Source organism: Cohnella algarum (assembly GCF_016937515.1).
Lineage (GTDB): Bacteria > Bacillota > Bacilli > Paenibacillales > Paenibacillaceae > Cohnella > Cohnella algarum.
In genome coordinates this window covers 3061271-3075197 of the sequence record NZ_JAFHKM010000002.1, presented here as the reverse complement: position 1 = coordinate 3075197, position 13927 = coordinate 3061271, and the positions used below count along the sequence as shown (strand labels likewise).

The window sequence follows — 13927 nt, the reverse complement described above, 5'->3', positions numbered from 1 at the left end:
TTATCACGGTTTTGTCGAATTAATATCGTAACACGACTATCGAAAGAGTGATTAGGTATGAAAGCCCGCAAGTCATCGGCTATCCAGCCTCAGATGTTCCAATTCGTGGATATGGATGAACTCGTGCCGAAAAAGCACATCCTGCGCCAACTGAACGAAGCGCTTGATTTTTCCATCGTTCATGATTGGGTGGCGCCTCTATATACGGAACGTACCGGCCGCCCGGCGGCTGACCCGGAGCGGATGGTTCGACTGATGCTGCTTTCGTATTTGTTCAACCATTCCGAACGGGAATTGTATCAACTGTTGCCCATGCATGCGGGCTATTTGTGGTTTTGCGGACTGGATTTCGAATCCGTCGTGCGCCCGGACTCATCGCGGCCGTCCCTGCCGGATCGGACGACCTTGGTGAAGACCCGGAAATTGTGGCGAACGCACGGTGTTTTTGAGAAGCTGATGAAACATGTCGTCGATCAGTGCATCGCCGCGGGACTGGTCCAACCCGATGTGCATGTCGGCGTCGACGGCACCCAGGTACGGGCCAACGCATCCATTCACAGCTTGAAAGAAATCACCCTGGCCCCGGTGGAGTCGATTGAAGACTATTTGGCTCGCATGGCCCGGCAAGATGAAGAGACCGGTGGTGTCGCCCATGATTCCGATGATGACCGACAGCCGCCCGCACCGCCCGCGCAAAAAGAGCGGCTGCTGGAAGACGAAGCGACGCATGAAGATTTTCATGGCAAAACGTTCTCGAACAAGACCCACCGCAGCGTAACGGATCCGGATGCCCGCTTGTACAAAAAGAGCAACGGTCAGGAAGCGCATTTGCGGTATTTGGTGCATGATGTGACGGATATCAAATCCGGCGTCATTCTGTCTACGCAAGCGAGCATCGCGTCCGGAACGGCTGAGCGTGAAACGAGCTTGCGGCAGCTCTTCGCGATCCGTTTTGCCCATCCGCAAATCCGGATTCGGACGCTTTCTGCCGATAAAGCCTACGGTACGACAGATTATCTGCAAGCGTTGTTCGAGCAAGGGATTGTTCCCCTGGTTTCGCTTCGCAACCTGACACTGGAAGATGTACCTGCTTGGAAACGTCAAACGAACGATCCGGAGAAACAACGCAAACGGCTGGCCAAAATCCGGGAAATCCAAATTCGAAACAAAGCCAAACGAATTCAGCTTATGGGTTCTTACCGTCATCTGCAAAAGTTGCGGACGCGGTGCGAGCATGTGTTTGCCGAAAGCAAAGTCGCGCATGGCCTGGGCCGCGCACGGAGCCGTGGATTGGACTGCATGCAAGAGCAGGCGGTGCTCACGGCCATCGTTCAAAATCTGAAAAGACTGTGCCGGTTTAAGAAAAAGCGACCACAAACCGGTGTTTTGGCATGTCCAAAACCGAAATCCGTGATGATGGAGGCAGTGTCGGACCTGCTCATTTCGGCGCTGGTTGGGTTGTTTTCCTCTTTTTTTATGCCGAAGAGACGGTTACAACTGACCTAAATCACCGGACTTTTAAGGTAAAGTAAAATGGAACATAACCATTCCGTTTCAACGTTTCTGCGGTTTCCAGCAACGAACGCCACGTTCGGGGAACAGATAGACCTAGATCCGTGAAGATCCTTTTGTTGTACAAAATGCCGTTGGCGTTAGCAGTGTAGGCAATCCCGTTGAGTTGACCCGTCATGCTTTGATTTCGGATGATTTCAGAATAGTTATCCAAAACTTCTCCGGCTTTCTCATGATCGCTTAAGTCTTGCAAAACACCCGTTCGAGCCAACGTGGTAAACGTGTCCGTGGCGCCGATCCCGATAATGTCGGGGACATCGTTCTTGGCGACCATACGCTTCAACAAGTCCTCTACCAATACCCCTTCGGCATCCGAATCGCTGATCTGCAGGATATCGATCGACGGATTTTCCGCTTCGAACTCCGAGATCAGTTCGTCGAAGATCGATTTGGCTTCGGGTTTCGTTTGTAGAAATCGGAGCTTGACGACGCCATCTCGTTCCTCAGGGGCGACCGTAAGTTGTTGTTTGCCTGCCAAGGACGAGCAACCGCCAGCCATGAGCAAGGCGCCGCTCAAGATGACACTCGTTACGGCGAATATCCGATTAATGTTCATGTCGGTCCCCTCCGATTGACGGCCTGTTAGGATGAACGATGACGCGATTCCGTCCTTCCGATTTCGCTTGATAAAGCGCCGAATCCGCGCGGTTAACAACAGCTGCGAACGGCTCTCCCGGATCCGACTCCGCCGCCCCGAAGCTTGCCGTGAATCGCAACTCGGTGTCTTCCAGTTGGACGGTTGAAGATTCGACCGCTTTTCGCAACGCTTCGGCCGTTACTCCCGCTAAGTCGAGGATCGAGCCGGGCATTACAATCATAAACTCTTCCCCGCCATACCGGCCGAAAATACTGCCCGGACGCAGCCGCTTCGAGACGATCCGCGATACGTGTTTCAGCACCTCGTCGCCTGCAGAATGGCCATATTCATCATTGATTCTTTTGAAACGATCGATATCGAACAATAGAATCGATACGGGCGAGTGATTGATTCTTGCCTGCTCGAAAGCAAGTTCGGTCAACTTCATCAAGTGCCTGCGATTCCAGATACCCGTCAGACCGTCCGTCGTGGCCAGCCGTTCCATCTCTTCGTATCTCCGGACGTTCTCGATTGTCGCCGCCGCTTGACTGGCATACGTGAACAGGGCTTCGAGTACCGATTCGTTCGGTAGGTCGTTCGGACCGCAAGTGAATCGGAACAACACGCCGACATGCAGCGATCCGGCCGCTACGCTGTAACACCGTTCTCCGCTCGGAACCTCCTCGACAGCCCATCGTTGCTCATTTTTCTGCATATCTTTCCATCTGTCATAACTCCCGTCCGAGACGGTGCCGATTGTTTCCTGCAGCAGTTGAGTTCCGTGTTCATAAGCGAATACGCCGGCGGATATGCAACCGGCCATCGTTCCGATGCCGGACAGCGACATGCGGACAATGTCCTCGATCCTCGTGATTTTATTTAGTATGATCACGCTTTGACTTAACGTCTCCGCATGCTTTCGTTGGATGGCCTCCATTTCGACTTGCGCTTCCAAGTGAGCGGTTCTGGCGGTAAGCAGCAAGGCTTCACGGAGTTGTCCGATCATCTTATTGAAGCTGTTCGCAACTTGCCCGATCTCGTCCCTGCTTCGCATCTCGGCACGAACATTCATATCCCCCTGCTCACCTCGTTGCATCAAGCGGCTTAATTCCGCCAGCGGTTTGCCGACTCGGCGAGCGATGGTCATACCGATTAAGACGGATAGAATGACGGAAATGACGATCATAACGGCCGTCATCACCCAGATGTCCGCCGCTTCTCTTGACAACTGCTTTAACGGGATCTGATTAACCAATATCCAACCCGTTTTGGGTGAGATGCAAGTTACGATCAGGAAGGACTCCCTGCCGACCTTCATCTGGACCGCTGTCGCCTTCTCGTTGGCAGGGAGTGGAGCCATCTCCCACCAGGGCAATCGGCGTCCGATCCCGTAGTTGCTCTCTCCGGCAAGGTGAACGATCTGGCCGTCGGTATTGATCATGTAAAGGGTGTTGCGGTCGCTTGTTTGAAGCGCTTTCATCTCGTCTTCGATCAATCGTCCATCCAGTTCCATAATAAGAATTCGAAGCGGCTTATTTTTTTCATTGTCCTTCAGAACCCTGCCGACGCCGAACACATTGACGTATTGCGGGGAAATGAACCCCCGTTCCTTAGTCTCGAGCCAAACGTTTGCTCCGTTTCCCTCGACAATCGCTTCATACCAGTCATCTGTCGTCTTTAAATCGTACGGGTACAGCGTGTACGAAAGGATGAACGGATCGGTCATTCGCATGGCGTATAATGCGTTCTTCAATCTCGTAGAAGCTTGTAAGCTATCATAGGGCAGTGCCTCTGCGCTCCGCCTGCTGCTTACGACCAGATCCAACTGCATCTCTTGATCGTCCGTGGGACGAAAGTTCATCTGTTCGTATGCGGCGAAACGCAAGTCAAACCGCTTTATCGTCTGCTCGGCGGCTTGAAGTGCGTTTTCTTTCACTTTGTTAACGATTTTGGATTCGGCAATCCTGTATGAAACAGCGCCGAAAACCGAGACAAGAACGGACATCGCAATAAAAAAAGTCAAAAACAATTTTCTGCTTACGGTATGCGGCACCATGCCGCGAAGCCACCCCAATGAACCTATCATCCTATACCGTCACCCCTGGCATCATACGATGTACCCAGAAGTTCGACAAATCCCCTCATTATCCTCCTGTTACCGCCGAAAACACGGAAGAGGCTGTCTCAAAAGGGAGAACATCTTTAGTGAGACAGCTATTCCCCACAGTTTACAAGAAAAATGGTCGGTCAGGGCGCTCTATCCCTGGCCGACCATTTTCGCTTGTTGGCTTATTGCCGCTCGCTTGAGCAGGTTATGGGCGAGCGAAAGCCACCCGACCTCTAGGCTCACTTTAGGCAAGCCTCGAAGCAGGAACCGCCGGAATCCTCGATTGTTTTTCATTTGTCCGAACACACTCTCAACCTCAACCATGCGCCGGACGGATAACGCTCGTCCTTCCTCGCTGCGAAGTTTCTCCCTTGCCTCTGCCTTATAGCGAAGAAAGGTCATGCTCACTTCAATCTCTCTGTTTCCGTTCGTCTTGCTGCATTTATCTTTGAACGGGCAGCCCTCGCAGTCCGCACTCCGGTAATGGCGTACCCGCAGCTCATAACCGCTTTCGTTCTTTTTCTTGCGCTCTCGCAGGAAGTGAAGTTCACGGCCGTTCGGACATACCCAACTGTCAGTCTCCGGCTGGTATGTCCAATTGTCGATCTTGCTGACGTCTTGTCTCCACGCTTTCGAGTTCTCTTTGTGAAAGGTATTGTATTTGACCAGTGCCTCGCGCTCTTCCTTCTCGAGGTACTCATAGTTCTCTTCGCTGCCGTAACCGGCATCCGCAATGATAGTCTTCGGCAACTTACCCAACGTTTCTTTGACTTTCTCGAGATGGGGAATGAGGCAGCGCGTGTCCGTCGGCCGCTGGTGCAAGGAGTAGCCGACGATGAATTGGTTTTCCGTACCGACCTGGACGTTATATCCCGGCTTGAGCTGACCGTTCCGCATGTGGTCTTCTTTCATGCGCATAAAGGTTGCATCCGGATCGGTCTTGCTGTAGCTGTTACGCTCACCCAGCAGTTTCTGGTGAAGCTCATATTTCTGCTTGCGGGGAAGCAGATCCTTGCGCAGCAGGCGGACGGCTTTCTTGACCGGTTTGTTCTTCGGTTCGTTTTTCAGCTTCTGCTCCAATTTTGCAACGGCCTTCTCGAGCTTGGCGCTGGTCAGTTCGCTGGACTCGCCCAGTTCAGCCAGATCCTTGCCCGCGTTTGACGCATCCTCCAGCAACTCATCCTCTTCAATCTCGGCAAAGAGCGCCTTTACTTTCTCCTCGAGCTTCACCTGGTGCTTAGCGACCGCTTTTCCCCAGACGAACGTATACCGATTGGCATTTGCTTCGATTTTGGTACCGTCGACGAAGTAGTGCTCCAGCTTCACGTAGCCTTCGTCCGCGAGCAGCTCCAGTACAGCCGTGAAGACTTTTTCGAGTACGTCTTTCATCCGCTCCGAGCGGAAGCGGTTAATGGTGCGGAAATCCGGACGCTGGCGGGCGGCAAGCCACATGAAGGGGATGTTCTCCCTGACGGCCTTGGCGATTTGACGGGAAGAATAAATCCGCTGGCTGTAGGCGTAGATGATGATTTTCGTCATGAGTTTGGGGTGGTAGCTGTGGCGGCCACCACCGGGATAGGCTGCTTCGAAGATTTTGTCGTCGATCCGATTAACGGCGTCGTTGATGACGCGAACCACATGATTCTTCGGGATATCCTCTTCCAAATCCATTGGCAGAAACAGTTGGTCCATGATATATTGAGTAAACAAAGAAACCTCTCCTTTTGGTTAGTGGTTGGGTGGTACCTCCATTTTACCAAGGAAAGGTTTCTTTTTGTTTACAAAAATGAAAGAAGGGGCGTCCCTCAGTCATCTACGATGACTTTTGGGACAGCCCCTCTTGAAGCGACTAATTTTTCTCAATCCAAATCTTATCGACATGCAACCAAGCGTTGGCGTCACCCTGAGCAAAAACTCCGAACTTCACGACTTCATCACGGGTGAGTGTTATGTTACTGATCGCAACCTCATGCCAATTCGAATCGGAAGCAAAGACGACGTTGCCTGCCAACGAACCGCCTTTGTCGACGTAAAGTCCGGAGGTCGCGAAGCCGCCGGATTGACGAACTCTCGCTTTAACCGTGTACGTTCCGGCTTGCAGCGATTCGTACCGGTATATATCCGCTGAATAAGGCGATGAATTGTGGATATCGGCATACGCGTTGCTGTTGTCATATGCAACCTTGGTCACAGCCATATCCGATCGAGTCCATCCCCGGAAGCCGTCTTCGAAGCCATGGTTCTGCAGCGAGACGCGGGTAACCGTGACATCGTCGACCTGAAGCGAAGTTCCGCCTTGCGAATCGACATAGAAGCCGAATTTCATCTGGCCATTTGTAACGTTGACGGTAGCCGTCACTTCTTGATAACCGGACGTTTGCGGAATATTGACGAATTGGTCCGCACCGCCGTATTGCTGTACCTCGAGCCTGGCAGTCGTCGGGTTCGCGCCCGTCCGTTTCACTTTTGCCTTGATGGTGTAGGTGCCGTTATCCAATTCCGTCAACGTTTGGTGTAAGCTTTGCTTGTACGCGGCGTTCGAGTAGAAATACAGTTTCTTGGTTCCCGCGTAAACGTCATTTCCGTCAACCCCGTAAGCCGGCGCTTGGCCGGACGGATGCCACTCGGTCCAGTCGTCGATCCCTCCAGTCTCGAATCCCGGATTCTTTGCGATATTGCCGGCATGCGGATTGAATTCAATATAATCAAGGTTGAACGCGCCCTGATCGTCGGCCCGGCGCTCGACCGTGATCAGGTTTAAGCCCTTGACCAGATTCAGCTCGACGTTCCGATTGCCCCAATCATCCCAAGATGTCCTGGCCGGCAACTCCACTTTCCGGGGACTCGTGACGGTATTGTCGTGCCCGTCCTTGACGTCGATCGTCGTCGTTGCCGTGACGCCCGTCGCGTTGGCATACTTTAGGTTAAACCAGTAGCTCCCCGTCTCCGGCGCTTCGACCGCGAAGACGACCTTCGGACCTACGCCGTTAACGACGGCCGCGGCTTCGAGCTTATCCACGAATCCGAAGCCGGAGTAACCGGCATGGTTATTGTTGAACTTCGATCCGATCCAGGAGGCAACCTCCGCCTCATACTTCTTTGAATTACGCGGCGTAACCCGCAGCATCTTGACGTCATGCGGGGCAATAACGGATGCGTAACCGTTCATGTAACCCAAGTCTTGGTGGGCCCACAAGTCCCGGACGTGCGCCTCGCCCGTCAAGCCCAATTCCGAGATGAAATCGATGCTCTTCGCCGCGTCTGCATCGGAGCGGTTAAAGAGCGCGACGACCCATTCGCCATTCGGCAATTGTCCGACCCAGCGCTCCGTATCGCGGCTGGTTCCTTCGACGTAACCGGGGCCCGGATAGAACGGATTGGCATTCCGGTAGATGGGCTTGCCCGCGAGTCCGAGCTTATTCAGCTCGACGATTTCGGAGTTCTGGTAGAACCGCTCGTTGTTGCTGCCGGTCAGATTGATCGTGTCGTATTGGTCCGCGATCGCGATCGGCGAGCCGCTGACCGTAAAGAGCGAGATCGTGGAACGCCGTTCGTTGTCGTCGATGGCAGACGACCCGTACCGATTCATCCGGATAAAGTCGGCGTCCATGATCATTTGACCGCGGCCGGCGATGTCCGAGAAGCCGGTCAGTCCTTGGAACGCATTGCGCCATTGTGACCAGCCGTCTTTCCACGATTGCCCCCGTCCGCTGATATGGTCCCAATCGCCGCCGAACACGTCTTCGTCGATGCGGATCATGTCACCGTATTTCAATTCCGTCTCGGCATGGTTCTGCAAGTACGGCATGACCAAGCTGACGACCAAATCTTCGCCCGCGGCCTCGTGAATCCAACGCAACGCCGTCTGATATTCGTTCCAATGCGCGTTGCCCACCTTGACCGTTCCGCCGTCCGTCCCCGTCTGATACCACGAAAGGAAGTCGATGCGGAGGAAGCTGGCACCGGCATCTTTAAAGTATTGCACGTAGCCTTTGACGAAATCTTCCGCCCCGGCCGGTTGACCTCAACCCAATATAACGAGCGGTCGCCTTGATCCGTAACGAAGCGGTCGCCCGGAAGCGTAATGTTCGACAAGTCCGAACGGGTCGTCGTCGACTGGTTTACGATATCGCCGACCTTGATGTTCGGGTTGTTGATGACCGTCTTCGAAGGGTCTTGGACGGCGGCCGGCGTTACCCACAGCGGATTGTAGTAGACGCCAAATTTTAACCCCTTGCTCCGAACATAATCACCCGTCTGCTTCCACGTGTTCTGCCAGTTGTCGTTATGTTTCAGAACATAACCGTTAGGCGTCGTTTGTGTTGCGCCTTCGATCCAGCCGTCCAGGCTGACCATGTCGTAACCGTAGGGAAGAAACTTTTCGGCTACCCAGTCCACATTGGCCTTCCAGCGGTCCTCCGGGATGGCGACGTTCGTTGAGTACGGATTCTCGTAAGCCATCCAATACATCGGCCCGGCGCCGTGACGCGTATGCTTGCTGTCACGTGCCTGCGCCGCGCCCGAGAACGCCGTCGCCGCTACAAGCAATGCAGTCAATGCAAGCAAGATACGACTCCTTAAGAGAAACATGATATCCCTCCGTTCGAATGTAAGGGATGGCAGCACACAATTATTATGAAAGCGCATTCATCCCTACAATAAAAATACTATAATAATCATCGCACTTTAAGGGAATATCCTGTCTACCTCTCGGGTAAAATCTTGATCATTGCTCGACAACCTGGACCATTCCTCGAGGTCGTGACTTACTTTTAATTACTTGAGCACGATCGTCTGCGCTACGGACGTCGGAGCGAAGTCGGTCTGGAGCAGTACTTTCCCGACGCTCGTATCGTTAAACCACACGTCACGACCCGTATTGAATTCCTCGAACGTCTCGACCTTCCGCAGCGCGATGCCGTTGCGCGTAACCGAGCCTACGTTGAACCCTTCGACTTTCACTTCGGATCGCCACTGACGGTTCGTCACCATCCCGGGGTATGCGCCCTGAATCGGGCCGATGGTCAACGCAATCGTATTGCCGGATTTGACGGCCGTGATCGTCGTCGACGAGTTGACGCCTTTCTCATATCCGTACGTAGTCCCGTCATCCTCGAACAAGGTGAACGTCGTCGTGCCGCCGGCTGCGTGCGGATAAACTTTCAAGTTGTAAAAATCGTCTACCACTTCACCGTCAAAATTCTTATCCTTTCCGAGCGGCACGATCGATCCCTCCTTGACGAATATCGGGATCTTATTTAACGACGCATCATATAGGATCGTTTGTCCGCCAGTATACTTCGCGCCGCTGTTCCAATCGTGCCACGTACCGCTCGGCAGGTAGACCGCGCGGCTTGTCGCGCCGGGCGAATGCACGGGCGCCGTCAGCAGCGAGGGACCGAACATCCATTGGTCTTGGAGGTTCGCGACATTCGAATCTTTCGGATAGTCTAGAACAAGCGCTTTCATTATTGGTGTGCCATTCTCGTACGTGTCCCGTGCGGCGGAATAAATATAGGGCAGCAACCGGTACCGCTGCTTGATCACATCCTTGACGATCGCTTCCGCTTCGGGGCCGAACGCCCACGGCTCACGAACGTTCGTCGGATCGCCGCATTCGCAGCCATGCGCTCGGAAGACCGGCATAAAGGCGGAAGACTGCATCCATCTGGTATATAATTCAGGCGTCGGCTTGCCGTTGAAGCCGCCCGTGTCGTGCGCGACGTATGGCATGCCGGACAGACCCGCGCTAAGGCCCAGCTGCAGATTGTGCCGGAACGATTCCCAGGATGCATCCACGTCCGCGGTCCAGATTGTCGTTCCGTATTGCTGGATGCCCGAGAAGCCGGAGCGCGCAAGGTTCCATACCCGTTCATTCGTATAACTGCGCTGCGCATCGTAGAACGCTTTCGATTCGGCTAACGCATAAACGTTCTTGATTTTATCGGACGTTCCGCGAGCGAAGACGTCGCCCGGATTCGTAGGGGTCTCCGGTTCATTCAGGTCGATCCACCAACCGCGCACGCCGTCGTCCCACAGCTTGCGGACGTCCATCGTCGAGTTCGGGTCGTTCGTATACCATCTCGCCGCGTTCGGGTTCGTAAAGTCGACCAAGCCCGACGGACCGTACCACGCTTGATAAATTTTCGTCGCCCCGTTCTGTTTCGCGAAGTAACCGTTCGCACTTCCCGGGTTGAAATTGTCCGCCGTCTGTTGGACATAAGGATCCACGATATTGGTGACGCGGACTCCTTTGCTCCGGAGGCTCGCCAGATTGCCTTTCGGGTCGGCGAATCCGCCCGACGTATTCCATGTGAAGTCGAAATAATGGTTGTTCTCGGCCCAATAGACGTCAAGCACGATCCCGTCCAGCGGAATTCCCTTCGCCCGGAATGTATCGACTACCTGGTGCACTTCGTTCCAGCTGTCGTAACCGTACTTGGACTGGACATAGCCGAGCGCCCACTTCGGAGGCAGCGGCGCCTTGCCGGACAGGTCGGAAAACTTCGCATAAACGTCGCTCATGGCCGGACCGTTCAAGAAGTAATAGACCATCTCGCCGTCGGGGGCTGAGAAGGTATAGTAGTTTGAATTCTCTTGACCCATGTCGAAGGCGGTATACTGGTACGTATTGTCGAAGAAAATGCCGTATCCCCCCGTGCTCGCGAAGAACGTGCCCGAGATGTCCGCCGTGTTGCCGCCGTAGCCTCCGACCATCGCATTGTCCATCTCGATCCGCTTGCCGCGGCGATCCAGCGATTGCGCGTGCCGATCGACGCCGAGCCCGTAAAAATGCTCGTTCGGCGGCAGCTTCATATACGCGAAGACGCCGGTCCCGGACGTGTGCCCCAGCCCCCCGATCTCCCGTTCGCCTGCGATCCAATTCACGTCGGTCCCGTCGTAATACGCGATTCGAAACGGTGACTTATAAACCCTTACAGTCAGACCCGAAGATTGGAGCCGGATATATTGGCCCTGGTCGCTGACGGTATAGGGGATCGGTGCGAACGTTTCGTTGTCGACCACGAACGAAGCGTCTTTTGCGAATACGCCGCTCGGCTCCATCCATATTCGGGCGATATCGGACTTCACGAATTCGATCCGTACCTTCGGCGTATTCGTCAAGTTGAACGTGACAGCATTCCCCACTTGTTCATGGGAGACATAGTCGCCCATGAAATGCTGAGCGGGTTCTTGGCGGATAACCGTGACGTCGTCGATATGGACCCAACTGCTCGCACCGGCGTCCGTCCAGAACCCGAACTTGACGGTTTCGCCGTCGCTCCCGACCGCTATGCCGGTTAAGGTAATCTCCGCCCATTCGCTGGTAGACGGTGTCGCAACGGTTCTTGTCCGGCCTCCGAAGTCCGCGTACATGACGCTATTGACGAACGTTCCGCTTCGCCTCACTTTGGCCTTAAGCGAGTAGTTCCCCGCGGTCAGGTTCATGTGCTGGAACAGATCGACCTTGTAGGCGACAGGCGAATACAAGTCGACGTACTTATTGCCGGCCCCTTCGACGCCGATCTTTGCCGCGCCTGTGTCATGCGTCCGCTGCCAGTGTTCGTAATCGTTCGTAAAGCCCGCATTCGGCAAAGGCAGCTCGGCCTGTTCGACCCGCACTTCGTCGATCTGGAGCGAGGTGCCGCCCGGCGACGCGATGTAGAACCCGATGTCCAGCATGCCTGTCGTGACCGGCACGGTTGCCGAGATTTGCTGATATCCGTCCGTGTGCCGGATATTGACGTCGATTCGGGGTGTGCCGTGCAGCGAAATTTCCATGCGCGACGTATCGGGAACGGTGTATTGCTGCTTGACCCGCGCCGACACGATGTACGTGCCGTTCGACAACCCGCCGATTTGCTGGTGCACGCTCTGTTGATATTTGGACTGCGAGTAAAAATAAAGCTTCCTCAAACCTGCGTAGACATCGTAACCGTCCACGCCGTACGCGGGAGCCTGCCCCTCCGGATGCCATTCCGTCCAAGGTGCCAACTCCCCGGTCTCAAAGCCGGGATTCAAAACGAAGTTGTCCACGGGTGCCGCCGAAACCGTTCCGCCCCGGGCAAGACCGGAAAGCAAACCAGAGACAAGCAGGGCGATCATCGCGATCTTTGTCAGCCGATTGATCTGCCCCATCTTAGACACTGTTACTGACATCATCCACCTCCGTAAACCGGCAAACTGCCGAAGTGAAAAAAGCACACGCGAGATTCAAGAAGCCGTTCAGTCCCGACAATCGAAAGTATACTTTTGTTTTGGTACCCCCCATTACTTCAATCTATGAAGTAATAAAGAGCAAAAGGACATCGTTTTTCGATGTCCCGATAATATTCAAACATGTAGATCATGAGTAATCTTTCTGGATATCTATACTTGCAGCTTGACTGGCCGTATTTTTGCCAGCCATTTTTTTCGAATCCTGAAAAATATTCGACGCGGTCATCGCCAACCCGAACGTTTGAATACTTTGCTTTCGACCAAGCCGCATGCCCCAATCAGCCAAGCGTCCTCCCCTAGTTGCGACAGGTGCAAATCGAAAGGTTGGCGAAACTCGGATTCTCCGAGCCGCCTCCGGATGCCTTCCATCAGGTATTGGCTCCCGCAAAGACCTTCTCCGCCGAGCATGATGGCCTGCGGGTTGAATAGATTGATCAAATTGCGCAATCCGATACCCAAGTACTCGCCCCGGCGAGTCAAGATCCCTCTCGCGCATTCGTCTCCTTCGCCCGCAAGAAGGCAGACCGATTCGGCGCTCACCTCATTCAACTCTTTCAATCGCGTCGGATGAGTTTCATACACGATCGCGCGATAGGCTTCGCTCACGACGAATTTATCCGACGCATACAGTTCCAAACAACCTCGCTGGCCACAATAACAGACGGCGCCGTCTCCTTGAATGACGGTATGCCCGAACTCGCCGGCGTCGCCATTCCCGCCCGTATACAACGTATTTCCGAGCATTATGCCCGACCCGATCCCGGGACCGACGGTTACCGCGATAAAGTTTGAATACCCCTTGCCGTGACCGACCCACTTCTCCGCCAAGGCGTACACGTTCGCGTCATTGTCCAAATAGACCGGAACGCCCAGCGCTTCGCGTAACTTCGTAAATTCGAGGTTTTCCCAAGACAGGAAGGGGAACTGACCACTTTCAATGTACTCCGGTCAACCAAGCCCGAGACGGCGATTCCGACCCCAAGACACTCCATCCCCGCCTCGCGCAACGGTACCGACAGTTCCCGAATCGACTGAATCATGATGTCATTGACAGGCCCGCTCTCGGTCGGCAGGGCGGCGAATTCCGCCTGGATTCGTTCCAGAATCGTTCCGTTCAAGTCCGACACGCCAAATTCGATGCAACTTTCTTCGATCTTGGCGCCCGCGATAAAGTAACGACCGTTGTTGAACTGAAGCATCACACGCTTGCGGCCGGCGGAAGAGGAAGCCGTTCCCGCCTCCCGAACAAGTCCATCGGCCAGCAATTCTTCGACGATGTACGTGATGGTCGATAAACCGAGCTCCGTGGCGGCTGCAAGCTCCGTCCGTGATATCGGTCCGTCGTCACGGATCCTCCGAATGACGAGCGAACGGTTCAATTCTTTGACGAATTCCATGTTGCCCTTCAACGGCATCTCCACAGCGTATCCCCCCAAATCTGTTCAAGTCGC

At 54.2% G+C, this 13927-nt stretch carries 9 protein-coding genes; 2 read left to right on the top strand and 7 right to left on the bottom strand.

The window, feature by feature from the left end:
- Window positions 1–57 precede the first annotated feature (57 nt).
- Window positions 58–1506, top strand: a complete 1449-nt coding sequence (locus JW799_RS13910) for a transposase (protein ID WP_205428726.1) — start codon at window positions 58–60, stop codon at window positions 1504–1506.
- Between the two features lies 1 nt (window position 1507).
- Here the strand turns inward: JW799_RS13910 and JW799_RS13905 are convergent, their stop codons facing one another.
- The 4 genes from JW799_RS13905 to JW799_RS13890 form a co-directional block, all read right to left on the bottom strand.
- Entirely contained in the window at window positions 1508–2128 is a 621-nt protein-coding gene (locus tag JW799_RS13905; RefSeq protein WP_205430334.1) for an ABC transporter substrate-binding protein, read from the bottom strand.
- Window positions 2118–4223, bottom strand: coding sequence for a sensor domain-containing diguanylate cyclase (locus JW799_RS13900; RefSeq protein ID WP_205430332.1), 2106 nt, complete (start codon window positions 4221–4223; stop codon window positions 2118–2120). The genes JW799_RS13905 and JW799_RS13900 overlap by 11 nt, the downstream gene beginning before the upstream one ends.
- Window positions 4224–4406: 183 nt before the next feature.
- Window positions 4407–5966, bottom strand: a complete 1560-nt coding sequence (locus JW799_RS13895; RefSeq protein WP_420830625.1) for an IS1182 family transposase — start codon at window positions 5964–5966, stop codon at window positions 4407–4409.
- 139 nt (window positions 5967–6105) lie between these two features.
- Window positions 6106–8241, bottom strand: coding sequence for a carbohydrate-binding protein (locus tag JW799_RS13890; protein ID WP_205430330.1), 2136 nt, complete (start codon window positions 8239–8241; stop codon window positions 6106–6108).
- A 99-nt stretch (window positions 8242–8340) separates the two neighbouring features.
- On the opposite strand from JW799_RS13890, the gene JW799_RS29330 reads away from it, so the two are divergent.
- Window positions 8341–8469: a hypothetical protein gene (locus JW799_RS29330; protein WP_275901461.1), complete on the top strand. Its 129-nt coding sequence runs from the start codon at window positions 8341–8343 to the stop codon at window positions 8467–8469.
- A 563-nt stretch (window positions 8470–9032) separates the two neighbouring features.
- Here JW799_RS29330 and JW799_RS13885 read toward each other — a convergent pair.
- From JW799_RS13885 to JW799_RS13875, 3 genes are all read right to left on the bottom strand, one after another.
- Window positions 9033–12416, bottom strand: a complete 3384-nt coding sequence (locus JW799_RS13885; RefSeq protein ID WP_205430328.1) for a glycoside hydrolase family 31 protein — start codon at window positions 12414–12416, stop codon at window positions 9033–9035.
- 282 nt (window positions 12417–12698) lie between these two features.
- The gene (locus JW799_RS13880; protein WP_240353275.1) at window positions 12699–13331 is read right to left on the bottom strand and encodes an ROK family protein; all 633 of its coding nucleotides are present in this window, start codon (window positions 13329–13331) and stop codon (window positions 12699–12701) included.
- The gene (locus tag JW799_RS13875) at window positions 13250–13891 is read right to left on the bottom strand and encodes an ROK family transcriptional regulator (RefSeq protein WP_240353660.1); all 642 of its coding nucleotides are present in this window, start codon (window positions 13889–13891) and stop codon (window positions 13250–13252) included. Before JW799_RS13875 ends, JW799_RS13880 begins: the two co-directional genes overlap by 82 nt.
- Between the last annotated feature and the right edge of the window lie 36 nt (window positions 13892–13927).

Coding starts and splice junctions, on each gene's coding strand:
- JW799_RS13875 (WP_240353660.1), bottom strand. CDS start 13,891: ATGCCGTTGAAGGGCAACATGGAATTCGTCAAAGAATTGAACCGTTCG.
- JW799_RS29330 (WP_275901461.1), top strand. CDS start 8,341: ATGTTCGACAAGTCCGAACGGGTCGTCGTCGACTGGTTTACGATATCG.
- JW799_RS13885 (WP_205430328.1), bottom strand. CDS start 12,416: ATGTCAGTAACAGTGTCTAAGATGGGGCAGATCAATCGGCTGACAAAG.
- JW799_RS13905 (WP_205430334.1), bottom strand. CDS start 2,128: ATGAACATTAATCGGATATTCGCCGTAACGAGTGTCATCTTGAGCGGC.
- JW799_RS13910 (WP_205428726.1), top strand. CDS start 58: ATGAAAGCCCGCAAGTCATCGGCTATCCAGCCTCAGATGTTCCAATTC.